The organism is Lawsonibacter sp., assembly GCF_022777125.1.
GTDB lineage: Bacteria > Bacillota > Clostridia > Oscillospirales > Oscillospiraceae > Lawsonibacter_A > Lawsonibacter_A hominis.
On the sequence record NZ_JALFGV010000072.1, the window covers coordinates 1 to 24,109 of the forward strand.

At 63.6% G+C, this 24,109-nt stretch carries 24 protein-coding genes; 18 read left to right on the forward strand and 6 right to left on the reverse strand.

The annotated features are described in order from the left end of the window. Together MR825_RS06150 and MR825_RS06155 are read left to right on the forward strand one after the other, a co-directional pair. On the forward strand, positions 1 to 216 hold a 216-nt coding region (locus MR825_RS06150), incomplete at its 5' end, for a nucleoside deaminase (protein ID WP_287879539.1). A 491-nt stretch (positions 217 to 707) separates the two neighbouring features. Continuing rightward, a complete protein-coding gene (locus tag MR825_RS06155) occupies positions 708 to 2,021 on the forward strand; it encodes an MBL fold metallo-hydrolase (RefSeq protein ID WP_256175339.1) in 1,314 nt (437 codons plus the stop codon). Positions 2,022 to 2,276: 255 nt separating this feature from the next. On the opposite strand, the gene MR825_RS06160 is transcribed toward MR825_RS06155, so the two are convergent. The 5 genes from MR825_RS06160 to MR825_RS06180 form a co-directional block, all read right to left on the reverse strand. Next, positions 2,277 to 3,269, reverse strand: coding sequence for an ABC transporter permease (locus tag MR825_RS06160; protein ID WP_186907377.1), 993 nt, complete (start codon positions 3,267 to 3,269; stop codon positions 2,277 to 2,279). Further along, on the reverse strand, positions 3,266 to 4,354 hold the full coding sequence (locus tag MR825_RS06165; RefSeq protein ID WP_186907378.1) for an ABC transporter permease: 1,089 nt from the start codon (positions 4,352 to 4,354) through the stop codon (positions 3,266 to 3,268). The genes MR825_RS06160 and MR825_RS06165 overlap by 4 nt, the downstream gene beginning before the upstream one ends. Further along, the gene (locus tag MR825_RS06170; protein WP_441328110.1) at positions 4,354 to 5,892 is read right to left on the reverse strand and encodes an ABC transporter ATP-binding protein; all 1,539 of its coding nucleotides are present in this window, start codon (positions 5,890 to 5,892) and stop codon (positions 4,354 to 4,356) included. The genes MR825_RS06165 and MR825_RS06170 overlap by 1 nt, the downstream gene beginning before the upstream one ends. Before the next feature lie 226 nt (positions 5,893 to 6,118). Continuing rightward, positions 6,119 to 7,384 (reverse strand): BMP family ABC transporter substrate-binding protein, encoded by a 1,266-nt coding sequence (locus tag MR825_RS06175; RefSeq protein ID WP_287879546.1) that lies wholly within the window; start codon positions 7,382 to 7,384, stop codon positions 6,119 to 6,121. 299 nt (positions 7,385 to 7,683) lie between these two features. Beyond that, the gene (locus MR825_RS06180) at positions 7,684 to 8,256 is read right to left on the reverse strand and encodes a xanthine phosphoribosyltransferase (protein ID WP_186907381.1); all 573 of its coding nucleotides are present in this window, start codon (positions 8,254 to 8,256) and stop codon (positions 7,684 to 7,686) included. 274 nt (positions 8,257 to 8,530) lie between these two features. Here MR825_RS06180 and MR825_RS06185 point away from each other — a divergent pair, with 274 nt between their 5' ends. The 15 genes from MR825_RS06185 (at position 8,531) to aspS (ending at position 23,365) form a co-directional block, all read left to right on the forward strand. After that, positions 8,531 to 10,192, forward strand: coding sequence for an S-layer homology domain-containing protein (locus tag MR825_RS06185; RefSeq protein WP_287879549.1), 1,662 nt, complete (start codon positions 8,531 to 8,533; stop codon positions 10,190 to 10,192). 38 nt (positions 10,193 to 10,230) lie between these two features. Next, the gene (locus MR825_RS06190) at positions 10,231 to 11,094 is read left to right on the forward strand and encodes a YitT family protein (RefSeq protein WP_243204737.1); all 864 of its coding nucleotides are present in this window, start codon (positions 10,231 to 10,233) and stop codon (positions 11,092 to 11,094) included. A 266-nt stretch (positions 11,095 to 11,360) separates the two neighbouring features. Beyond that, entirely contained in the window at positions 11,361 to 12,173 is an 813-nt protein-coding gene (locus tag MR825_RS06195) for a ParB/RepB/Spo0J family partition protein (protein ID WP_186907459.1), read from the forward strand. Between the two features lie 184 nt (positions 12,174 to 12,357). After that, positions 12,358 to 13,131, forward strand: a complete 774-nt coding sequence (locus tag MR825_RS06200) for a ParA family protein (protein WP_186907383.1) — start codon at positions 12,358 to 12,360, stop codon at positions 13,129 to 13,131. 21 nt (positions 13,132 to 13,152) lie between these two features. Then, complete coding sequence (locus tag MR825_RS06205; RefSeq protein ID WP_186907384.1) at positions 13,153 to 14,040, forward strand: ParB/RepB/Spo0J family partition protein; 888 nt, start codon at positions 13,153 to 13,155, stop codon at positions 14,038 to 14,040. After that, positions 14,037 to 14,612: a hypothetical protein gene (locus MR825_RS06210; RefSeq protein WP_186907385.1), complete on the forward strand. Its 576-nt coding sequence runs from the start codon at positions 14,037 to 14,039 to the stop codon at positions 14,610 to 14,612. The genes MR825_RS06205 and MR825_RS06210 overlap by 4 nt, the downstream gene beginning before the upstream one ends. An 84-nt stretch (positions 14,613 to 14,696) precedes the next feature. Beyond that, on the forward strand, positions 14,697 to 16,013 hold the full coding sequence (gene serS, locus MR825_RS06215; RefSeq protein WP_287879559.1) for a serine--tRNA ligase: 1,317 nt from the start codon (positions 14,697 to 14,699) through the stop codon (positions 16,011 to 16,013). A gap of 3 nt (positions 16,014 to 16,016) precedes the next feature. Beyond that, complete coding sequence (gene mscL / locus MR825_RS06220; protein WP_186907387.1) at positions 16,017 to 16,439, forward strand: large conductance mechanosensitive channel protein MscL; 423 nt, start codon at positions 16,017 to 16,019, stop codon at positions 16,437 to 16,439. Further along, entirely contained in the window at positions 16,432 to 16,788 is a 357-nt protein-coding gene (locus MR825_RS06225) for a hypothetical protein (RefSeq protein ID WP_287879562.1), read from the forward strand. Before mscL ends, MR825_RS06225 begins: the two co-directional genes overlap by 8 nt. After that, a complete protein-coding gene (gene rsmG, locus MR825_RS06230) occupies positions 16,785 to 17,495 on the forward strand; it encodes a 16S rRNA (guanine(527)-N(7))-methyltransferase RsmG (protein ID WP_186907389.1) in 711 nt (236 codons plus the stop codon). The genes MR825_RS06225 and rsmG overlap by 4 nt, the downstream gene beginning before the upstream one ends. 91 nt (positions 17,496 to 17,586) lie before the next feature. Next, a complete protein-coding gene (minD, locus tag MR825_RS06235) occupies positions 17,587 to 18,327 on the forward strand; it encodes a septum site-determining protein MinD (RefSeq protein WP_186907390.1) in 741 nt (246 codons plus the stop codon). A 27-nt stretch (positions 18,328 to 18,354) separates the two neighbouring features. Continuing rightward, a complete protein-coding gene (locus MR825_RS06240) occupies positions 18,355 to 18,771 on the forward strand; it encodes a methylglyoxal synthase (RefSeq protein WP_186907391.1) in 417 nt (138 codons plus the stop codon). 441 nt (positions 18,772 to 19,212) lie between these two features. Beyond that, positions 19,213 to 20,574, forward strand: coding sequence for a histidine--tRNA ligase (hisS, locus tag MR825_RS06245; RefSeq protein ID WP_287879566.1), 1,362 nt, complete (start codon positions 19,213 to 19,215; stop codon positions 20,572 to 20,574). Continuing rightward, positions 20,571 to 21,524 (forward strand): S-layer homology domain-containing protein, encoded by a 954-nt coding sequence (locus tag MR825_RS06250; RefSeq protein ID WP_287879569.1) that lies wholly within the window; start codon positions 20,571 to 20,573, stop codon positions 21,522 to 21,524. Before hisS ends, MR825_RS06250 begins: the two co-directional genes overlap by 4 nt. Positions 21,525 to 21,574: 50 nt before the next feature. Then, the gene (aspS, locus tag MR825_RS06255) at positions 21,575 to 23,365 is read left to right on the forward strand and encodes an aspartate--tRNA ligase (protein WP_287879572.1); all 1,791 of its coding nucleotides are present in this window, start codon (positions 21,575 to 21,577) and stop codon (positions 23,363 to 23,365) included. Positions 23,366 to 23,430: 65 nt separating this feature from the next. On the opposite strand, the gene MR825_RS06260 is transcribed toward aspS, so the two are convergent. Then, positions 23,431 to 23,736, reverse strand: coding sequence for a helix-turn-helix domain-containing protein (locus tag MR825_RS06260; protein WP_186907395.1), 306 nt, complete (start codon positions 23,734 to 23,736; stop codon positions 23,431 to 23,433). A 113-nt stretch (positions 23,737 to 23,849) separates the two neighbouring features. On the opposite strand from MR825_RS06260, the gene MR825_RS06265 reads away from it, so the two are divergent. Then, a complete protein-coding gene (locus MR825_RS06265) occupies positions 23,850 to 24,029 on the forward strand; it encodes a hypothetical protein (RefSeq protein WP_287879575.1) in 180 nt (59 codons plus the stop codon). The last annotated feature ends 80 nt before the right edge of the window (positions 24,030 to 24,109 follow it).

Sequence of the window (24,109 nt, forward strand, 5' to 3'; positions counted from 1 at the left end):
GTGACGCTGGAGCCCTGCCCCATGTGCGCCGGGGCCATCATCAACGCCCGCATCCCCGCCCTCTATTACGGCGCGAAAGACGAGAAGGCGGGCTGCTGCGGTTCGGTGCTCAACCTGTTTGAGGAACGCTTCAACCACCACCCCCGCATCTACGGCGGCGTGCTGGAGGCGGAGTGCTCCGCCCTGCTCCAGTCATTCTTCCAAAATCTACGCTGAGCGGCAGCGCTTTTTTATGGATTTCATACTTTCGTAACAAACCAGGCTACCTTTTTTAACAACCCCCTGGTACGATAACACTCGCAAGAGGCAATACTTCTTTTCATTCTATCCTCCAATCACCGGAACGGGCAGCGGCGAACGCCGCTGCCCGTTCCGGATACAGGCGGCTCTTTTCGCCTGCGCCGTGCCGGGGGCGGCGCCGGGCGGCGCCCTTCGGCAGGCCGATCACCCGGGCTTGTCAGCGTTTTGGAGCAGATTACGGGAACTTTACATAAAAAAGCGAAGATTTAAAGCTTTTGTAACAAATCCCGTTTTATTCATTAACATCTTCCGGTTATGATAATACTTGCAAGAGACAGTTTCTTTTCATTTCATTGTATCCTCTTTCCTTCGGCAGGGCCGGACGTCAGGAGCAGGCGTCCGGCCCTTGTCGTATTTTCTTTTTCCCGCGTCTGTGGTATACTTTTCGCAAAGGGAAGGTGAAGCATATGCAGCTGCGGGTGAAACGGGTCAAATTTGGGGATTGCGCCCTCTTGGAGACGGAGAGACGGCGGCTGATCGTGGACTGCGGAAGCGACAACCGGGGCGCCCGCCCGGCACAGGGAAAATCGCGCTTTGCCTACTCGGCCATCCGGAGCGCCATCGACGACGATCTGCCCACCGACCTGCTGGTCTCCCACTTCCACAGCGACCACTTCTGCGGCTTTTTGCGCCTGCCCGAGCCGGGCACGCTGCTGTGCGCCGCGCCCCCCATTGAGACCGCCTGGCTGCCCTGGAGTCTGCTGAAAAGCGGACAACCTGCCTTTTCCGGGGCCATGGCCCGGCTTTTGGCCGTGGCCCCCGCCAACTCCTACGGGTTCCGGCTCACCCGCCAGATCCTGGACCTGTTCCAGCATCTGACGGTATGCGCCCGGCGCATCCGCTTTGTCCGCACCGGCTCCCGCATCCCGCTGGACGGGGCGCACCTGCGGGTGCTTTGGCCCCAGGTGGAGTTCCCGCTGATGGTGCGCAGCAAGCCGGGCAAGGGCCCCTTCTTCCAGCATTACTGGGATGAGGGCTCCGACGCGGAGCGCTTTGATTACGACCTGTACCCTTATCAGGAGATGGAGGCCCAGGCGGAGACGCTGTTCCTCGGCCTGCTGGAACGGCTTGGCCCCCGCCGGGGCGATCTGCTGGAGGCCCGATGGGGCGTTCAGTCCGCCCTGAACGCCTATCTGGAACTGCTGCACCAGGAGCAGGCCCCCCAGGGGGCCCCGGCGGAGCGGTTTCAGGCGCTGCGCGCCTCCATGGGACCCCTTCTGGCCCTCCATGACGCTCTTTGGGCGGATCTGGCCCGGCCCGGCGCGCCCCAGGCGCTGATCGCCGATCTGAAGGGATTTGCCAAGGCGCAGTACCACCGGCTGGTGGACGGCCTGAACGCCATGAGCGTGGTCTGCGACCTGGAGGACCGGGTCCTCTTTCTGGGGGACGCTCCGCCCCATGTGGTGGATCACATCCACGGCAGCGGCGCAGGCTTCCGCCGGTTCTACCAGGTGGTCAAGCTCCAGCATCACGGAACCGGTGCGTACTTTACCCCGAAAACGCCCGCCGGCGACCACTACATCCTCTCCAACGGCGGCTATGAGCGCCGGAAGGTGGGCGTCAATCCGATCAAAAGCCTGACCCGTCAGCCCTCCTGCCTGCTTCACTGTACCGACGCCCACGACGACCCCGCCCGGTTCTGCCGGTACGCCCGGGACTGCGGCGGCTGCTCCCCCAACTGCCGCCCCGTCACAGGGGACGAGCTGGTGCTCCCCCTGTAGCAGGGCGCGCCCGAGGGGCCGCCGCCCGCTGCCGGAGGCAGACGGCTTTCCCACCGGTGGGCGCACCGGCGGAAACGGACGGAACGCGCTCTCCCGCAAACGCGCCCCAGGTCCATGGCTGGACCTGGGGCGCGTTTGCCTGTCGAAAAAACCTCCTGGGGAAGGGCCTCGCAGAGTTCCGCCGCCCGCAGGAGCAAGGGAGGCTCCCCTGGGGATGCGCCTTGGAACGGGCCCTTCTCATGCCGGCCGGCCCCTTTACCGTTCCTCCCGGAAATAGGCCAGCCCCAGGCTTGCGGGGGGCTGCTTGTCTTTGCTGTTGCGCAGGCTGGTGAAGATGAGCACGATCACCGTCACCACATAGGGCAGGATCTTGTAGAGCTGATCGGGGATAAAGGGGACCTGCAGGCGCAGATAGAGGATCATCAGCCCGCCGAAGAGGATGGAGCCCCAGATGGCGTTGAGGGGGCGCCACAGGCAGAAGATGACCAGCGCCACGGCCAGCCAGCCCTCGCCGGCGAGGCCTTCGTGGTTCCACACGCACCCGGCGATGGTGGTGATATACACCATGCCGCCGATGGCGGAAATGCCGCCGCCGATGACGGTGGCCAGGTACTTGTTGCGCGTGACGTTGATGCCCGCCGCGTCGGCGGTGGCGGGGGACTCGCCCACGGCGCGGAGATAGAGCCCCGCCCGGCTGCGGTTCAGGAAAACGGCCATGACGACGGCCACCGCCAGGCCCAGGTAGACGAAGATGTTCTGGCCGAAGAGCAGCGGGCCCACCACCGGCAGCTTTTGCAGCGCCGCCGGGAAGGGGGAGTTGGCGAAAACCGCCTTGAGCTCATTGCTGATGGCTACGTAGCCGCCGGAAGTGACGCGCATGTACTCGCCGATGAACTGGCCCGCGCCGGTACCGAAGATGGCCAGCGCCAGACCGGTCACGTTCTGGTTGGCCCGCAGGGTGATGGTGATGAAGCTGTAGATCAGCGCGCCGAACGCGCCGCCCAGGAAGGAAAACAGGATGGCCAGCAGCACGGCCACGATCCCGCTGGCGCTGCCGCCGGAGAGCTGCTCATAGTAGAACGCGGCTCCCAGTCCCATGGCGCCGCCCATATACATCATGCCCTCCACGCCCAGGTTCAGGTTGCCCGACTTTTCCGAGAGGATCTCCCCCACGGTGCCGAAGAGCAGGGGCGTACCGTTGAGCACGGCGGCCATGATGAGCAGCAGGACCGGACTTTGGTTGATCATGCTCCGGTCACCTCCTTATGGCCGCCCCGGAGGATCAGCCGGTAGTTGATGAAAAATTCGCACCCCAGCATACAAAACAGGAAAATGCCGGTGATGATGTCGGAAATGGAGGCGGGCACGTTCATACGGGTCTGAAGGGTATCCGCGCCCTTCTCCAGCACCGCCAGCAGGGCGGAAATGCCGATCATGGCGAAGGGGTTGAGCTGGGCCAGCCACGCCACGGTGATGGCGGTGAAGCCCACCCCGGCGGCCACCCCGTCATAGAGGGTATTGTTGGCGCCCGAGGCCACGATGAAGCCCACCAGGCCGCTGATGGCGCCGGAAAGGAACATGGTGCGCATGATAATGGCCCCTACGTTCATCCCCGCGTACCGGGCGGTGTTCTCACTCTCCCCGATGACGGCGATCTCATAGCCCTGTTTGGTGTACTTCATGTAGATGAACATGACCACCGTCAGTACCAGCACGATGATCCAGCCGCAGTGCACGCCCAGCACCTTGGGCAGGACGGCCTTGGAGTCAAACTGCGGAATGATCTGGGAACCGGGCCGTCCCTCCCAGGGACCGCCCTGGAGCCAGCGGACCACGCCGATGATGATGTAGTTCATCATCAGGGTAAACAGGGTCTCGTTGGTGCCCCACTTGGCCTTGAAGAAGGCGGGCACCAGGGCCCATATGCCCCCCGCCACGGCCCCGGCCGCCGCCATGACCAGGATCAGGGCGGGCCCGGGCAGGCGGTCGGCCCAAAACAGGGCAAAATAGCTGGCCGCCACGGCGCCTGCGGTGATCTGCCCCTCGGCGCCGATGTTCCAAAAACGCATCTTGAAGCAGGGCGCAATGGCCAGCGCGGTACCCAGCAGCGGGATGGCGATCTTTACGGTCTGACGGATGGCGGTGGACTTGCCCAGCGAGCCGGAAAGGATGGTCCCGTAGGCGGAGATGGGGTTATTGCCCAGCACCAGGAAAATCAGCGCGCCCAGCAGGATCGCGGCGATGAAGGAACTGCCCCGGATGCACCACACCTGCCAGGCGGGCATGGCGTCCCGCTTGGCCAGGCGGATCAGCGGTGTTTTCACTTCGTGCATCACGCGCCCTCCTTTCCGCCCACACGGGTCATCATCAGGCCCACCTGCTCCTTGGTGGCGGTGCGGGCGTCCACCACGCCGGAGACCTTGCCGCCGCAGAGGACCAGGATACGGTCGCACAGCTCCAGCAGCACGTCCAGGTCCTCCCCCACGAAGATGACGGCCACGCCCTTTTTCTTCTGCTCGGTCATCAGGTTATAGATCGTATAAGAGGTGTTGATATCCAGGCCGCGCACGGCGTAGGCGCTCATGAGCACAGTGGGCGAGGAGGCGATCTCCCGGCCGACCAGGACCTTCTGCACGTTGCCGCCGGACAGCCGCCGCACCGGGAAATCCACGCTGGGGGTGACCACCTCCAGGCTTTCCTTCACCTTCAGCGCCAGTGCGTTGGGGTCCTTTCGATCTACAAATACGCCCTTGCCGCGCCGCCAGGAGCGCAGCATCATGTTCCCCGTCATGCCCATGCCGCCCACCAGGCCCATCCCCAGCCGGTCCTCCGGGACGAAGGCCATGGCCACGCCCGCCTGCTTGATCTGCATGGGGGTCTTGCCCACCAGTTCCTGGGGCCCGGCTCCGTCGGGGGTATAGCGGATGGAACCCGCGGCGATGGGATAGAGTCCGGCGATGGACTCCAGCAGCTCCCGCTGGCCGGAGCCGGCGATGCCCGCGATCCCCAAAATCTCGCCGCCCAGGGCCGTGAAGCCCACGCCGTCCAGCTTCTTCACACCCTCGGCGTCCAGCACGGTCAGGCCCTCCACCGTCAGGCGGGGCTTGGGGTCCACCGGGTCGGGCCGGTCGATGTTCAGGGTGACCGCGTGGCCCACCATCATATCGGTGAGGGCCTGGGGATCGGTCTCGGCCGTGTTCACGGCGCCGATGTACTGCCCCTTGCGCAGCACCGCCACCCGGTCGGAGATGGCCATGACCTCATGGAGCTTGTGCGTGATGATGACGATGGCCTTTCCGTCGGCCTTCATCGTACGCAGGATGGCAAAGAGACGCTCGGTCTCCTGAGGGGTGAGCACGGCGGTGGGCTCGTCCAAAATGAGCACGTCGGCCCCCCGGTAGAGCACCTTCACGATCTCCACCGTCTGCTTTTCCGACACCGACATGTCGTAGACCTTCTTGTTGGGGTCGATGCCGAAGCCGTATTTATCGCTGATGGCCTGGACCTTGGCCGCGATCTCCCGCCGGTCCAGCCTGCCGTCGTGCAGGCCCAGAGCGATATTTTCCGCCGCGGTGAACACGTCCACCAGCTTATAGTGCTGGTGGATCATGCCGATGCCGTTGGCATAGGCGTCCTTGGGGGAGCGGATGGCCGCCGGCTTGCCGCCCACCAGGATCTCTCCCTCGTCCGGAAAATAGATGCCGGAGAGCATGTTCATCAGCGTGGTCTTGCCGCTGCCGTTTTCCCCCAGCAGGGCCAGGATCTCCCCCCGGTCCAGGGCCAGGTCGATCCCGTCGTTGGCCACTACCTTGCCGAATCGCTTGGTGATGTGCCTGAACTCAATCGCATGGACAGTTTCCAAGGCTGTCATCCTTTCTGTTCCGGGCCCGGCGCCGGACCCGGTCAATGGAACAGCGCCGTATCTCTGAAACGCTTCTTTTTCTATGGTATCAAAACCGCGGGCCCGGCGCAAGGGTGTAGCACGATTTTTCCCCCGGCACAGCCAAAGAATTGCCCGGGCGGCGCCGTCCCGCCGTCCGGCAATGGAAAAGGCGGGCTGCTTTTGCAGCCCGCCTTTGGGTATTGGGTCAAATTGCTTAGAACGCGGAATTCAGCCACTCGATGCCGTCGATCTGGAGCGCGAAGTAAGGAGCAGACTGGAAGTAGGACTCGTGGTAGGCGCCGTCAAACACGGCCTCCTCGGAATCGGGGGTAAAGTCGCCGTCGGTGTCCAGCGCGAAGGAGGTGGTGACCTCTTCGCCGCCCACGGTGAAGGTAGCGGTATCAAAGACCTGCAGCGCGCCGGTGCGGATGGCTTCCTCCACCTCGGCCAGCTTCTCGGCGGTGCCGGCGGCGGCGATGTCCTCGTTCAGCGGGGTCATGACCACGGCGCCCTCGTCCATGCCGTGGCACCAATCCTGGTCAAAGCTCTCGCCGTTGGCAACGGCCTCGATGGCGTACTCAAAGTACACGGACCAGTCGATGCGGGTGCCGATGATGGAGGCCTCGGGCGCCACGCCGATCATATCGTTGTTGTAGCCGGTATGGAACGCGCCCTTGGACTGGGCGGTGGTGGCGGGGGTGGTGTTGTCGGAGTGCTGGGAGATCATGATGCAGCCCAGGTCGCACAGCGCGTCGGCGGCGTTGCCCTCAGCGGTGGCGTCGGACCAGGAACCCACGAACTGGACCTTCATGGAGACAGAGGGGCACACGCTCTTGGCGCCCAGATAGTAAGCGGTAAAGCCGGAGATCACCTCGGCGAAGGAGTAAGCGCCCACGTAGCCGATCACGGCCTGGTCGGCGGTGATGTCACCGTTGTCGATCAGCTCCTGCATCTTCATGCCCGCGGCCACGCCGGCCAGGTAGCGGCCCTCATAGATGTTGGCGAAGGCGTTGTGGGTGTTGTCCAGATCGTCGTTCCTGGAAGCCTGGTTGGTGCAGGCAATGAACTCGATCTCGGGATAGTCGGGGGCGACCTTGAGCATAAAGGGCTCGAAGCCGTAGGAGTTGTTGATGATCAGCTGGCAGCCCTCTTCGGCCAGCTCGATGTTGGCGTCCTCGCAGGAGCTGTTCTCGCCGATGTTGTACTTGACGACCCACTCCACGTTGATGCCCTTGGCGGCCAGCGTCTCGGTGACGGCCTCCTTGCCGCGGATGAAGTTGTAGGTGTAGCCTTGGTCGTTCTCGTCGCCGATGCAGATCAGGCCGACCTTGACGGTCTTGGCCTCGGGCGCGCCGGTCTCGGGCGCGCCGGTTTCAGGCGCGGTGGTCTCGGGCGTGCCGGGCTGGCCGTTGCCGCCGCAGGCAGCCAGTGCAAAGACCATGGAGCAGGCAAGCAGGAGCGCGAGCAATCTCTTCTTCATTTCTGGGTTTCCTCCTTAATTATGTAAGATCAGGTTTCCGGTACCACTATTTAAAAACGGCTGACACAGCCGGGATCAGCAGAACGTCACGCCGTCCTCCACGCTCATGGACTTGATCCGCGCCGGAGATCGCCCGGGCCGCCGGAGCCGGCCCGGGGTCCCAGAACCGGCTTCACATGCTCGGCGGAAGTGAATCCCGCCTGCGCCAAGGGTTTTCCAAACCCTTGCACGCGCTGCCGCGCGCCCCGCCCTGCGGGGGCGGGTGGAATCTCTGGCCGGGGCGACGGCGGTCTTCCGCCTCAGCAGAACGTCACGCCGTCCTCCACGCTCATGGACTTGATCCGCGCCAGAGATTCCACGCGCACGCCCATGGAGCGGATCAGGTCGCCGCCGGGCTGGAAGGCCTTCTCGATGCAGATGCCCGCCCCCACCAGGGTGGCGCCCGCGTCCTCCACCAGCTTGATCAGCCCCTGCAGGGCGCTGCCGTTGGCCAGGAAATCGTCGATGAGGAGCACCCGGTCCTCCGGGTGCAGGAACTCCTTGGACACGATGATATCGTACACCTTCCCGTGGGTAAAGGATTCCACCTTGGAGGTATACACGTCTCCCGCGATATTGCGGGTCTTGTTCTTTTTGGCAAAGATCACCGGCACATGGAAAAACTGCGCGCTCACGCAGGCGATGCCGATCCCCGACGCCTCAATGGTCAGGATCTTGGTGACGGCGCAGTCCCCGAACAGACGCAGAAACTCCTTTCCAATCTCATTAAACAGCTCCACGTCCATCTGATGGTTCAAAAAGCTGTCCACTTTGAGCACGCCGCCCTCCCGAATCCTGCCGTCCTGCCGGATGCGATCCTCCATGAGCTTCATATCCGCGTCTCCTTATTTCTGTATTACCGTCCCCATCGGAAAAACTTACTTTCATTTTACCGCAAACACACACGTCACTTCAATTAATCATATTCTATCAAAAATGCCGCCGTTCGTCACCCCTTTTTGGAAATTTTGTGGAGGGTCTTTTCCCCTGTCCGTTGCGTTTTTCGACGATGTCTGCTACAATGCAGACATCGCGGCCGGCCGGAACAGACCCCGGGCCCGCTCCGGCCGCCCTATCCGGATCCGTCCAGTGCCTAAGGAGGCTATTATGAAACGTCGTACGCTTTCCGTTCTGCTCGCCCTGGTCCTGCTGCTCTGCGCGACGCCCCTCTCTCCGGCCGCCCGCGCCTTTTCCGACGCGCAGGGCAGCTGGGCCGCTGACGTCATTGAGAAGACCCGCTCCTACGGTCTGATGGAGGGCTATGCCGACGGCACGTTCGGCGTGGGCCGGGACATTACCCGCGGGGAGTTCGTCACCATCCTCTGCCGTATGTTTTCCTGGGAAACCGTCACTCCGCAGGCCCCCTCCTATATCGACTGCGCCGCCGGCAAGTGGTGCTATTCCTATGTGGAGACCGCCCGCGCCCACGACGTGATGGACGCCAGCGGCGCGTTCCGCCCCGACGATTACATCAGCCGGGAAGAGATGGCGGTGATGCTGGTGCGCGCGCTGGGTTATTCCACCCTGGCCCAGTCCCTGTCCTCCCTGGCCCTTCCCTTCACCGACGTAAAAAGCAATACGGGCTATATCGCCATCGCCTACGACATCGGCATGATCACCGGCGTGACCGCTTCCGACGGCAGCCTGCGCTTTCTCCCCCACAACTCCGCCAAGCGGGAGGAGGCCGCGGCCATGCTGGTGCGGGTCTATGAGCGCTACACCTCCAAGATCGACTGGCTCCACGGTTTTTACGCCTTTTCCTCCTACAGCCAGATTAACCTGGCCTCCTCTCTGGACGCCCTCAGCGTGGGCTGGGCCCGGATGGAGTTCGACGCGGAGGAGGGCCCCCGGCTCAACTCCACCAGCGCCAACAACAACGATTGGGTCATGCCCTCCGACCCCACTCCCGCCACGGACTATTTCAACCAGCATCAGATCCCTTACAACCTGAACGTCTACGCCTCCGCCGCCGACCGCGTCTCCCTGGCCGACGGGAGCAGCACCTCCACCGTGGCGGCCCTGACCTCCAGCGCCGAAGCCCGCGCCCAGGCGGTCTCCCTTCTGGCCGCGGCCGCCGCCGGTTACGCGGGGGTGACCCTCGACTTTGAGGGACTCAAGGGGGATACCCTCAAAACGGACTACGTGTCCTTTTTGACCCAGCTGCGCGCCGCTCTGCCGGCGGACAAGACCCTCTACGTCTGCGTGCAGCCGGATACCTGGTACACCGGCTTCGATTACCGGGGCCTGGGCGCGGTGTGCGACAAGGTCATCCTCATGGCGCACGATTACCAGTGGACCGCCGCCGAGACCGCCAAGCACGTGGGCACCGCCAATACCGACTCCCCCGTCACCCCCTTTGCCGGCGTGTACGAGGCCCTGCGGGATCTGACCGACCCGGACACGGGCGTGGCCGACCGCAGCAAGATCGCCCTGGCCATCTCCTTCGGCACCGCGGGCTTCCGGATCGACGAAAACGGCATCCTGCTGGAGGGCGTTGTGTACCACCCCGCCCAGGACGTGCTGCGCGCCCGTCTGGCCCAGCCCGGCGCCGTGGTGGAGTACAGCGAGCGTTACCGCAATCCGGCGGTCACCTACACCACGCAGGACGGCGCCCGCTACCGCGTGTGGTATGAAAACGAGCAGAGCGTGCTGGACAAACTAACGCTGGCCCGCATGTTCGGCGTCACCGGGGTCTCCCTCTGGCGCCTGGGCACCATCCCCGCCTCCACCGGCTACGACGTGTGGAGCGCCATCCAATCCCAGCGCTGACCCGTCCCTCTACCAAATCACGAGGAGGCATTCCCGCCATGAAGCCTGACTGGAAGCAGACCCTGCACACCTACCTGCTGATGACGCTCGGCACCGCGCTGGTGTCTGTGGGGGTCTACTTCTTCAAATTCCCCAACAATTTCTCCATGGGCGGCGTATCCGGTCTGGCGCTGCTGCTGGGCCAGTTGGTGAACGTGCCCCGGCTGACCCCCTCGGTCTTCAACGGGATCATCAACCTGGCGTTCCTGCTGCTGGGGTTTCTGCTGCTCAACCGCGGCTTCGGCGTGCGCACGGTGTACTGCTCCCTGCTCTATTCCGGCCTGGTGCAGATGTTCGAATGGGTCTTCCCCATGCACGCCCCGCTGACCGGTCAGAAAATGCTGGAGCTCTTTTTCGCCGTCATCCTCCCCGCATTGGGCTCGGCGATCCTGTTCAACATCAACGCCTCCACCGGCGGCACCGACATCGCCGCCATGATCCTGAAAAAATTCTCCGGCATGGACGTGGGCCGCGCCCTGCTGGTCTCCGACGTGGCCATCGCCGCCGCGGCCCTGTTTCTCTTTGATATCGAGTCCGGCCTTTTCTCCCTGCTGGGGCTGGTGTTCAAATCTGTGCTGGTGGACAGCGCCATCGAATCCTTCAACCGCCGCAAGGCCTTTTTCATCATAACCTCCGACCCGGAACACGTCTGCGCTTATGTGACCCATACCTTGGGCCGGGGGGCTACCCTCTGGAAGGCGGAGGGCGCCTATACCCACGAGGTGCATCACGTGGTGCTCACCGTTCTCTCCCGGACGCAGGCCGTGGCGCTGCGCCAGCACCTGAAGCAGTCCGATCCCCACGCCTTTATGATCGTGGCCAATTCCAGCGAGATCTTCGGAAAGGGCTTTCTGCGGGCTTAGGCCCTCAGGCGCCCCTCTCTTTTCGCGCCCCTGGAAGCGCGCCCTGCGGCGGCCAAACGCCTGCGCAGGGCGCGCCCTTTTGCAGGAACGTTTTTTCCCGCATCGGCTCAGGCCTTTTGAACCGCCGCAGCCGCGGGCCGGATCGCCCGGTCCGCGGCTTCTATTTGGAAAATATTTCCCATCCGACGCCGTTCGCGCTTTTTTGCGGCATAATATGGTAATATATGGTTATCAGACAAGCCGCGTGTACGAAGGAGGGCGTGATCATGCCGCTGCTGCGCAAAAAAGGGCTGCTGGAGAGCAGCCGGGTCCTGTTCCTGCCCCTGTCCGAGATCTCCCCCAACCCCAATCAGCCCCGACGGAACTTTTCCCAGGAGGGCCTGGTGGAGCTGGCCGCCAGCATTCAGGAGCACGGGGTGCTTCAGCCGCTTTCCGTGCGGCGGACGGCCGGAGGCTACGAGCTGATTGCCGGGGAGCGGCGTCTGCGGGCCTCCCGGCTGGCGGGGCTGAAGGAAGTGCCCTGCATCCTGCTGGGGGTGGACGAGGAGGCCTCTTCCCTGCTGGCGCTGGTGGAAAACCTCCAGCGGCGGGACCTGGACTTTTTGGAAGAGGCCAACGCATTGTCTGTCCTGATCCGTACCTACCACCTGTCTCAGGAGGAGGCCGCCCGGCGCATCGGCAAATCGCAATCGGCGGTGGCCAACAAGCTGCGGCTGCTCCGCCTGGCCCCGGAAGTCCTTACGCTGCTGCGGGACAGCGGCTGTACCGAGCGCCACGCCCGGGCCCTGCTGCGGCTGGAGGACGGCGCCCTGCAGTGGACGGCCGCTCAGACCATTGTGCGGGACGGACTTACGGTGGCCCGCACCGAGCAGCTGGTGGAGCGTCTGTTGTCCCGCGGCGGCGCTTCCGCTCCCCGGCGGCCCACGTTTGTGATCAAGGACATTCGGTTTTTCCTCAACACGATTACCCGGGGCGTGAGCCTGATGCGCACGGCCGGCGTAGACGCCGCCTGCGACCGGCAGGAGACGGCCGACACCATTTTGCTGACGATCCGCATTCCCAAGCAGGCCAGAGCCTGACGCCGCCGGGAGCGAGCTGCGCTGTTTCACGTGAAACAAGCGCAGCTCATTTTTGTCCTGCTTCACGTGAAACAGCGGTCCGTTTTTTATTTCCGGGCAAAACAGGCGAATTCCTGTTGAATTCAAAGCCCGCTGGCATTATAATAGGTCTTGTCCGTTTGAACTGAGAAAAGGCAGGTGTGCTATGGCGAAGACCATTGCAATCGTGAATCAGAAGGGCGGCGTAGGCAAGACGACGACCTGCGTCAATCTCGCGGCCGCCCTGAAAAACCTGGGGCTGCGGGTGCTGGTCTGTGATTTTGACCCCCAGGCCAACAGCACTTCCGGCTTTGGGGTGGACAAGACCAGCTCCCCCAACATTTACGACGTGCTTTTGAACGGCGCGGACCCGGCCAAAGCCGTGGCCGCTACGGTCTACGGCGACGTGCTCCCCTCCAGCAAGGCGCTGGCGGGCGCGTCCATCGAGATGATCGGCCTGGAGCGCCGGGAATACCAGCTTCGGGAGTCCCTGGACCAGCTCAAGGCGCGGTACGACTACATCCTGATCGACTGCCCCCCCTCTCTGGAGCTGCTTACCCTCAACGCCCTGTGCGCGGCGGATACGGTGCTGGTGCCGGTACAGTGCGAGTATTACGCCCTGGAGGGGCTGAGCGACCTGCTCTCCACCATCCGTATCGTCAAGCGCTCTCTGAACCCCGAGATCGCCCTGGAGGGCGTGGTCCTCACCATGTACGACGGGCGCACCAACCTGTCCATGCAGGTGGCGGAGGAGGTCAAACGCCATTTCCCCGGCCAGGTGTACGCCACCGTCATTCCCCGCAACGTTCGGCTGAGCGAGGCCCCCAGCCACGGAAAGCCGGTCTGCGCGTATGACGCGCTTTCCCGGGGCGCCGAGGCCTATGACCAGCTGGCCCGGGAGCTGGTGGAGCACAACCGCTATGCCGTCACGCGGGTGTGACGGGCAGAAAGGATTGACATTATGGCATCTGAACGCGGCCTGGGCAAGGGCCTGGGCGCTTTACTGGGCGACGCCGCCCTGCAGACACAGGAGGCAGGCTCCCTCTCCCTCCCCATCTCACAGGTGGAGCCCGGGCTCAAACAGCCCCGGAAACGCTTTGACGACGAGGCGCTGGCCGACCTGGCCGATTCCATCCGGCAGCACGGGGTGATCCAGCCGTTGACCGTGCGCCGCCTCTCCTCCGGTTATTATCAGATCATTGCCGGGGAACGGCGCTGGAGGGCCGCCAAGCTGGCGGGCCTCAGCGAGGTCCCGGTCGTCATTATCGAGGCGGACGACCGCAAGGTCATGGAGCTGGGCCTGATCGAAAACCTCCAGCGGGAGGACCTGAACCCCATGGAAGAAGCCGGAGGCTACCGTGTGCTCATGGAGGAGTACGGCCTGACGCAGGAGGAGGTGGCCCAGCAGGTGGGCAAATCCCGCCCCGCCGTGGCCAACGCCCTGCGGCTGCTTTCCCTTCCCCCCTCCCTGCATCCGCTGCTGGAGGACGGCCAGCTTTCCGCCGGACACGCCCGGGCCATTCTCTCGGTCCCATCGCCCCAGCTTCAGGAGAAGCTGGCCGACAAGGTGGTCGCCGAGGGACTCTCCGTCCGCCAGACCGAGGCCCTGGCCAAACGGCTCGCGGCGGGCGAAGCCACCCCCCCGCCCCGTCCGGAGGGCCCCGATCTGAGCATCTATCTGAAGGAAGCGGAACGGACCCTGGGCGCCCGGTTCGGCCGGAAGGTCAGCATCGTCTCCGGAAAGCGCAAGGGCCGGATCGAACTGGAGTATTATGGCCCCGACGACTTGACCGCGCTTCTCGATCTGTTGGAGAAGGCCCCCTCCGCCGGAAGGGGGGAGCTGCTGTGAGCGCCGAACGCGATCCGCACCAGGGCGGCGCGCTCCAGCACGATGCGGAGCACGAACGCCCCCATAAAAAAAACTCCGTCCTCTTTTATTTGATGATCCTGTTTGCCGCCGCCTTTCTTCTGCTGCTGCTCTCCTATTTTATGCAGCAGCGGGTGAATCAGGAGGCCCTGGACGATCTGGAACAGACCTCCAATTCCGCTGTGGAATCGCTGGAGAACCTGATCGCGGAGCGGGACGCGCTGAAGCTTCAAGTTTCCGCGCTGGAAGCGGAGCGCGATACGCTCCAGGCCGAATGGGAGGCGTCCGCGGATACCGCGCAGAAGGCCCGGGACGGTCTGATGGCGGCCATGGATCAGGTGGATGCGCTGAACAAACTGAATCAGCTGCGCACCCTTTATAATCAGCGGCGCTATTCCCAGGCCCGCACCCTGCTGGCCGAATGGGAGGCCGCCGCTCCCGGCGGGCTGGAAGCCTCCCTCCAGGCGGTCAGCGACGCTATGGGTCCCGCGGAACGGGAGCTTTACGACCCGCTGGAGGCCTACCGCCAGCTGAGCGAATGGCTGGAGCAATGACAAGACCTCTGTTTCACGTGAAACCGCGGGGCGGGCCCCGCGCAAACAAACGACCCAAGTAATGACAAGAAAGGCGGATAAACCATGATCGATCTTAAGTTCCTCCGGGAAAACCCCGAGGCTGTCAAAGAGAATATCAAAAAGAAGTTCCAGGAGGAAAAGCTGCCCCTGGTGGATCAGGTGCTGGCCCTGGACGCCGAAAACCGGCGCACCATCCAGGAGGCCCAGGACCTGCGCACCGCCCGAAACGCCCTGTCCAAACGGGTCGGCATGCTGATGGGCCAGGCCAAGAAAGACCCTTCCAAGCTTGCTGAGGCCGAGCAGGCCAAAGCCCAGGTAAAGGCCAACGCCGACCGGCTGGCCGAACTGGAGCAGGAGGAGGACCGGCTGGCCGGTGAGATCCGCAGGATCATGCTGGTCATCCCTCAGATCATCGACCCCTCCGTGCCCCTGGGTCCCGACGACTCCGCCAACGTGGAGGTAGCGCGCTTCGGAGCGCCTCTGGTGCCCGACTACCCCATCCCCTATCACACCGAGATCATGGAGTCCTTTGACGGCATCGACATGGACGCAGCCGGGCGGGTGTCCGGCTCCGGCTTCTACTACCTGCTGGGCGACATCGCCCGCCTGCACGAGGCGGTCCTGGCCTACGGCCGCGACTTTATGATCGCCAAGGGCTTCACCTACTGCATCCCCCCCTTCATGATCCACGGCAACGTGGTGGAAGGCGTTATGAGCCAGACCGATATGGACGGTATGATGTATAAGATCGAAGGCGAGGACCTGTATCTGATCGGCACCTCCGAGCACTCCATGATCGGCCGCTTTATCGACCAGATCCTGCCCGAGGACAAGCTCCCCCAGACCCTCACCTCCTATTCCCCCTGCTTCCGCAAGGAAAAGGGCTCCCACGGCATCGAAGAGCGGGGCGTCTACCGCATCCATCAGTTCGAGAAGCAGGAGATGATCGTGGTCTGCAAGCCCGAGGACTCCATGCAGTGGTACGAGCAGATGTGGCGCTACTCCGTGGAACTCTTCCGAAACTTTGACATCCCCGTGCGTCAGCTGGAGTGCTGCTCCGGCGATCTGGCCGACCTGAAGGTCAAATCCTGCGACATCGAAGCCTGGTCGCCCCGGCAGCAGAAGTATTTTGAGGTCTGTTCCTGCTCCAACCTGGGCGACGCCCAGGCCCGGCGGCTCAAGATCCGGGTCAAGGGCGAGGAAGGCAGGACTTATCTGCCCCATACCCTCAACAACACCTGTGTGGCGCCGCCCCGCATGCTCATCGCCCTGCTGGAAAACAACCTTCAGGCCGACGGCAGCGTAAGGATCCCCAAGGTGCTCCAGCCCTATATGGGCGGCAAGGAGCGGCTGCTCCCAAACAAAAAGAAGGAGGACTGAAGTATGAGCAAGCAAGAGAAAACCACCGGCTTTTTCGCCGAATTCAAGCAGTTCATCGCCCGTGGCAATGTGATGGATATGGCCGTGGGCGTCATTATCGGCGGCGCGTTCAAGGCCATTGCCGACTCCCTGGTGGCGGACATCATCAACCCCATCCTGGGCATCTTCGCCGGAGGAAACAGCGACCTGTCCAATCTGGCCCTCCATCTGCCCGGCGGCGGGGATCTGATGCTGGGCAACTTTATCAACGCCATTCTGAACTTCCTCATCATGGCCTTTGTGGTCTTCTGCATCATCAAGGGCCTCAACGCCTTCCACCGGAAGAAGGAGGAGCCCGCCGCGCCCCCCGCGCCGCCGGAGCCCTCCGCGGAAGAGAAGCTGCTCACGGAGATCCGCGACCTGCTGAAGGAGCAAACGGATGCCTGAGCCGCGCCAGGACCGGCCCCAGGACGAAACGGAACCCTATGTCCCCGCCTCCCCCGTCAAGCGGATCCTCGCCTGGACGGGCGTGGCCTATATGGTGATCTTCGTGCTGCTCAATCTCTATCCCTTCTTTCGGGGCGGCGAATACCTGCGGGGAGTCGGTCCCCTGCTGGTCTGCCCCGGCTGTCTCGGGCTGGGCGCCGTGGCTGTCTGGCAGCTGCGCCAAAAGGAGTGCGCCTCCAGCCGCAAGGCCGCCATGCTCGCCCTGGCCATTGCCTGCGCCGCCGTGCTGATACTGGGCCTGCTGGACGGGCTTCCCGCTCTGGTGGCCGGGCTGGGAGGACACGCATGAAGGAGCGTATCGAACGGGGCCTGACTGCGCTGGGGATCGACGCCCCCGGCGGGGCGGCGGCCCTTGCGGAATACGGCCGCCTGCTGCTGGAGCAGAATCAGGTCATGAATCTGACCGCCATCACCGCGCCCGATCAGGTGGCCGACCTGCACTTTTTGGACTGTGCGGCGCTTTTGAACGCGCCGGGGATCTCCTTCGCCGGAAAATCCCTGATCGACGTGGGCACCGGCGCCGGCTTCCCCGGTCTGCCGCTGCGCATTCTGGAGCCCACAATTCGGCTCACCCTGCTGGACAGTCTGGGCAAGCGGGTCTCCTGGCTGGAGCAGGCCTGCACCGCCCTGGGCGCCCAGGATGTGAAGTGCCTTCACGCCCGCGCGGAGGAACAGGCCCTGCTGCCCGGCTTCCGGGATTGCTTCGATCTGGCCGCAGCCCGGGCGGTGGCGCCGCTGGCGCTGCTGTGCGAGCTCTGTCTGCCGTTTGTGGCGGTGGGCGGCTTTTTCCTGGCCATGAAATCGGTGGACTGCGGCGCGGAACTGGAGCAGGCCGGACGCTGTGTCTCCCGTTTGGGGGGGCGGCTGCACAAGAGCTGGGACTACGAAATTCCCGGTGCGGGCGTGGCCCATCGTCTGGTTATTGTGGAAAAGATTTCCTCAACTCCCAAGGGATATCCCCGCCGTTGGGCAAAAATTCAGAAAGCCCCGCTTTGACGGTAATTTTGCCGCCATTTTGCACAAAAAACGATTGATTCGTTTGACAAACCATGCTATTCTATAAATTGGAACGGACAGGAGGAACGCTATGGCCACTTCGATCGTGATCACCTCCGGCAAGGGCGGTACGGGAAAGACCTCCCTCACCGGCGGAGTCGCCTCCTGTTTGGCCGCCCTGGGGCACCGGGTCCTGTGCATCGACATGGACATCGGCCTGCGCAATCTGGACCTTTCCCTGGGCCTGAGCGACCGGGCGCTGATGGATTTCACCGACGTGCTGGAGGGCCGCTGCTCCCTGGAGCGGGCGGCGGTGGCGCATCCGGTCATCCGCGGGCTTTATCTGCTGACCGCCCCCATCCTGCTGCCGGTGCGCCCCCTGTCCGGGCAGGCCATGGCGCAGCTGGTGCGCCAGGCGAAAGAGGACTTCGATTTTGTCCTGATGGACTCCCCCGCCGGTCTGGGCGAGGGATTCCAGCTGGCGGTGTGCGCGGCCGACCGGGCCGTGGTGGTCTGTACTACCGACGCCTCCGCCCTGCGGGACGCGCAGCGAACAGTGGCCCTGCTGCGCGGGCGGATCTCCCGCATCCATCTTGTGGTCAACCGGGTGCAGCCCAGGCTGCTCAAGCGCCTGCATACCACCATCGACGACGCCATGGATACCGCCGGCCTGCCCCTGCTGGGCGTGGTACCGGAGGACCCCCAGGTGATGCTCTGCGCCAACCGGGGAGAACCGCTGATCCTGGCGGCCAGCCGCGGGGCCGCCGTGGCCTATCTGAACATTGCCAAACGCCTGTTGGGGCAGCGCTCCCCGCTGATGAAGCTGAAATAGAAGAGCAGATAAGAGAGGTAACGAGCCATGAATATTGCACTGATGAGCCACGATCGGAAGAAAGAGCTGATGGTCCAGTTTTGCATCGCATACTGCGGCATCCTGTCCAAGCATACGATCTGTGCCACCAACACCACGGGTAAGCTTGTAGCCGAGGCCACCGGTCTGCCGGTCAGCCTCTTCCTCTCCCATGCCCATGGCGGCAGCCAGCAGATCGGCGCGCGCATCGCCTACAACGAGATCGATATGGTCCTCTTCTTTTCCGATCCTCAGTCCAACGACCTGGATGCGGACCTGAACTATATCACGCGCCTGTGCGACCAGTACAACATTCCCTTCGCCACCAACGTGGCCACCGCCGAGATGCTCATCCACGGCCTGGAGCGGGGCGACTTGGACTGGCGGGATATCATCAACCCCAAAACAAAGCCCTTTACCGCGTAACCAGAGCGCATGCTCCCGGCGCCGCCTGCGGCGGCGCGGCGGAGCATGCGGGAAAGCGCGCCGTTCTCTTGACTTTTTTCGGAAAATGAGATACCATCAATAGCACCGCGACGACGGGGCATGAGTAGCCCGGATACCGCCGGACAGAGAAAAACGCCATGGCTGAAAGCGTTTACGGCAAGGACCGGGGGAAAGACGGCCTCAGCAGCGGGTATGGAGACATACACGGCCCGCTCCCCGTAACCGGAGCAAAAGGGCGGCTCTGCGGCCGCTGAACATGGGTGGCACCACGAAAGCAGGCGCTTTCGTCCCGTGATACGGGATGAGAGCGCCTTTTTAAGGTCATTCCGGGCGGGCGCAGGCTCTTTGCAGAATCCCTTGACGCCGCGCCTGCGGCGTTCCGGCGCCCGCCGGATACGGTTCATAAAGGAGGATACCCCAATGGCAAAATTGAAACCCCGCACCCTCTCCGGCTTTCTGGAGCTGCTGCCGGAGCGGCAGGTACAGTTTGAGCGCATGGTGGAGACCCTGCGCCGCACCTACTCCCTCTATGGCTTCACCCCGCTGGACACCCCCCTGATCGAGGCCAGCGAGGTGCTGCTGGCCAAGGGCGGCGGCGAGACGGAAAAGCAGATCTACCGCTTTACCAAGGGGGACACCGACCTGTCCCTGCGCTTTGATCTGACGGTCCCGCTGGCCAAATACGTGGCCCTGCACCAGAACGAACTCGCCTTTCCCTTCCGCCGGTTCCAGATCGGCAAGGTCTACCGGGGAGAGCGGGCCCAGCGGGGCCGCTTTCGGGAATTTTATCAGGCCGACATCGACGTCATTGGAGACGGCAGCCTGGACATCCTCAACGAGGCGGAGATCCCTTCCATCATCTATAAAACGTTCACCGCCCTCGGGCTGAAGCGCTTTAAGATCCGGGTAAACAACCGCAAGGTGCTGGGCGGGCTGTTTGCCCTGCTGGGGCTGGAGCGGCAGAGCGCGGACGTGATGCGCACCATCGACAAGCTGGAGAAGATCGGCGCGGAACAGGTACGCGCCATCCTCGTGGACGACTTCGCCGTCCCCGCCGCCACCGCCGGACAGCTGCTGGAGCTGCTCTCCACCGCCGACCCGCTGGCCTCCCTGGCGGCCTTGAAGGGGCGCAGCGCGCTCCTGGATCAGGGTGTGGAGGAGCTGAACACCGTGGTCCGCTCCATGTCCGCCTTCGGCGTTCCGGAAGACCACTTTACGGTGGACCTGACCATTGCCCGGGGCCTGGATTACTACACCGGCACGGTCTACGAGACCGTCATGCTGGACCACCCGGAGATCGGTTCCATCTGTTCCGGGGGGCGTTATGATAACTTAGCGGAATACTACACCGATAAACAACTGCCCGGAGTAGGCATTTCCATCGGTCTGACCCGTCTGTTCTTCGTTTTGGAGGATCAGGGCTACCTGAACGACCACCTGCTCACCGCCCCGGCGGACGCGCTGATCCTGCCCATGACCGAGGACCTCTCCCCCGCCATCTCCTTTGCCACCACCCTGCGGGATGCGGGCATCCGGACGCAGCTGCACGGCGAGAAGAAGAAGTTCAAGCAGAAGCTGGCCTATGCGGACAAGCTTTCGATCCCCTACGCGGTCTTCCTGGGGGAGGACGAGGTGAACGCCGGGAAGGTCACCGTTAAGGACCTTTTTTCCGGCGCGCAGCAGACCCTCTCCCCGGCCGAGGCCGTGCTCCTGATCCAAACCGGCCTGACCGCCCGGCAGGGCGGCACGCCTATTTTAGAACCGGAGGGAACCAACCAATGAAAAGGCTCGTGTGTATGATCCTGTCCCTGGCCCTGTGCCTGTCCCTGAGCGTCCCCGCCCTGGCCGTGAGCGTGGAGAACCGTTTCCCCGACAAGCAGACCTATCGTGGCTTTACCGACGTGCTGGAGCGGGACTGGTTCTATTCCGCCGTCAATACCTGCTACCGGGTCGGCCTGATGAACGGCACCAACGCCGGTTTCCAGCCCAATAAGGTGCTCACCGCAGGCGAGGTGGCGGCCATTGCCGCGCGTATCCACGCCACCGTGAACGACGCCGTGCTCCCCGCCCCTTCCACCGATCCCTCCCTCCCCTGGTACCAGCAATCCATGGACTACCTGTCCGGTCTGGGCGTGAGCCTGCCCGACGGCGCCAAAAACGCCACCCGGCTGGAATTTGTGCAAATGCTCTCCGCCGTGCTCACCGACGAGCTTTTGGAGCCCATCAACACCATCACCGCCCTGCCCGACACCAGCGACGCCGCCGTGCTGCGCTTCTACAACGCGGGGATCCTGACCGGCGTGGACGACTACGGCACCTTCTCCGGCGGCAAGACCCTTACCCGGGCGGAATGCGCCGCCATGGTCTCCCGCATCGTGCGCACCGCCCAGCGGCAGTCCTTCACCCCCGCCGACGCGCGCTCCTTCCAGGCCGCCGGGATGGAGCCCGCTACCGTGCTCTTCTCCCTGGACGGGCGCACCGTCACCGCCAGGGAGTTCCTGCCCCTGGTCATGGAGCGCATCCGCTTTTTGGAGGGGCAGTGCAAAGGCGGCTATATGGACTTCAACTGGAACAACCTCCATGGGGACCTGACCTACCGGGAGGACGTGCTCCAATACGCCATGGATCACCTCGATGTGAGTGAGCGGATCGGTACCGCCGCCTATCAGAATTTTGACGTGCAGGTCTTCTACAGCACCCTCATCGACCTGCGGGGCGGCGCACCCCTTTGATGATATCGCGTTATATTTTTAGCTGATTATACGAATTGGAGTTGATTTTCATGGGCCATACGGCCAATTCCTACCGCAGCCACACCTGCGGAGAGCTGCGCATGGAGCATGTGGGCCAGACCGTCAGGCTGGCCGGCTTTCTGGAAAATCTGCGGGAGGTGGGCAGCAGCTTTGCCTTCGCGGTGCTGCGGGACTTCTACGGGGTGACCCAGCTCGTCATTGAAAACGAGGAGACCCTGCGCATGTTCAAAGACCTGAACAAGGAATCCACCCTGGCGGTCGAAGGCGTGGTGCGGGAACGGGACTCCAAGAATCCCAAACTGCCCACGGGCGACGTGGAGGTGATCCCCGCCCGCGTGGAGGTGCTGGGCCGCTGCCGCCACAACGAGCTGCCCTTCCAAGTCAACCGCAGCCGGGAGGCCGACGAGTCCGCCCGGCTCAAATACCGCTACCTGGACCTGCGCAACCCCGCGGTCAAGCGCAATATCATCCTGCGCTGCCATGTGGTCTCCGCCCTGCGCCGCGCCATGACCGAGCAGGGCTTCCTGGAGATCACCACCCCCATCCTTACCGCCTCCTCCCCGGAGGGCGCCCGGGACTACCTGGTGCCCAGCCGGAAGCACCCCGGCAAGTTCTACGCGCTGCCCCAGGCCCCGCAGCAGTTCAAGCAGCTGCTGATGGCCTCCGGCTTCGACAAGTACTTTCAGATCGCCCCCTGCTTCCGGGACGAGGACGCCCGGGGCGACCGCTCCCCCGGCGAGTTTTACCAGCTGGACCTGGAGATGGCCTTTGCCGGGCAGGAGGATGTGTTTGCCGTTCTGGAGCAGGTGCTGCCCCCCATCTTTGCCCAGTACGGCACCTACAGCATAGCCTCCGACGCCCCCTTTACCCGCATCCCCTATCTTGAGGCCATGGAGAAATACGGCTCCGACAAGCCCGACCTGCGGATCGACCTGACCGTTGCCGACGCCACCGCACTGCTCGCGGACTGCGGCTTCGGCCCCTTTGCGGGCAACACTGTGAAGGCCGTGGTGGTGTCCGATTTTTCCGGTACCCGCAAGCAGATCGACCAGCTGTGCGCCGATGTGGAGGTCCAGGCCGGGGAGAAGGCCTACTGGTTCCGCCTAGACGAGCAGGGCGAGCTGGTGGGCGGCATCTCCAAGTTCGTGCAGGAGAAAAAGGACGCGGTCATCCGCGCCCTGGGCCTGCAGCCAAACTGCTTTGTGGGCCTTACCGCCGGAACGCGCCTCACCGCCCAAAAGACCGCCGGCGTACTGCGCAATAAGCTGGGCAATTTCTGCCCCGGCCACATGGACCGGGAGCGCTACGAATTCTGCTGGATCGTGGATTTCCCCATGTATGAGATCGGTGAGGAATCCGGGGCGCTGGAGTTCTGCCACAATCCCTTCTCCATGCCCAACGGCGGTCTGGAGATCCTGAAGCGTGCCGCCGCGGGAGCGGTGGATCCCCTGACCATCACCGCCTATCAGTACGACCTGGTATGCAACGGCGTGGAGCTCTCCTCCGGCGCGGTGCGCAACCACGACCCTGAGATCATGGTGGAGGCCTTCCAGCTGGTAGGCCTGGGGGAGGAGGATGTAAAGGCCAAGTTCCCCGCCATGTACAACGCCTTCACCTACGGAGCGCCCCCCCACGCGGGCATCGCCCCCGGCGTGGACCGGATGGTCATGCTCCTCTCCGGGGAGGACTCCATCCGCGAGGTCATCCCCTTCCCCATGAACAAGAACGCCCAGGACCTGATGATGGGCGCGCCTTCTTTTGTGGAACCCAAGCAATTAGACGAGCTGAACATCCAAATCACCGCCCGGGAAGACGGGTAAGCGCGCCCTTGCTCCAAACCACGGCCCCGGCCGCGCCGCAAGTCTGCGGCGCGGCCGGGGCCGTGTCATCGCTCGCCCAGCAGGGTCCCCAAAAAGACCGAAAGGGCCTGCCGCTGAATGGGCGTCAGCCGGTCCACCTGCCGGAGCAGGGCCTCACGCTCTGTGTCCTGCCCCGAGGGCTGGTCAAAAAACTGCTTCAGCGAGACGCCCAGCGCATCGCACAGCAAGGACAGGCTCTCCACCGAGATCCCCTTCTCGCCCAGCTCCACCGACCGCAGGAAGCTTTGGGACAGTCCGCACTGGTTGGCCAGCCGATTCGTGGTCCATCCTTTCGTCTCCCGGAGCGCGGCGATGCGCTTTCCTATCTCCATAAAAATACCTCGTCCCGTTTTTGTTATAACAATAGCAAAAACCGAAGGCTATATTTACATCTATAGTAATTTATGTTATATTAATAAATATATTCTCAAGGAGATGAGGGCAAATGGATCGCAAAACCGCGGAACAGGGGCGCTCCCTGACTCAAACAGAGGATCTGGACCGGTTAAAGGGCCAGTACCAATGTGTCAGCGACTCCGTGCTGCTCAAGTGGATGCAGGCCGTCACCGGGACCCATCGCGAGGCCATGGCGGCGGTGCTGCGGGAGCGGGGGCATGCGGTATGAGCCGGCGTGGCCCCATCCGGGCGGAGCGGACGCCCGGGGAACAACCGGAAGCCGCCGGCCCCCGCGGGGTCCGGCGGCGT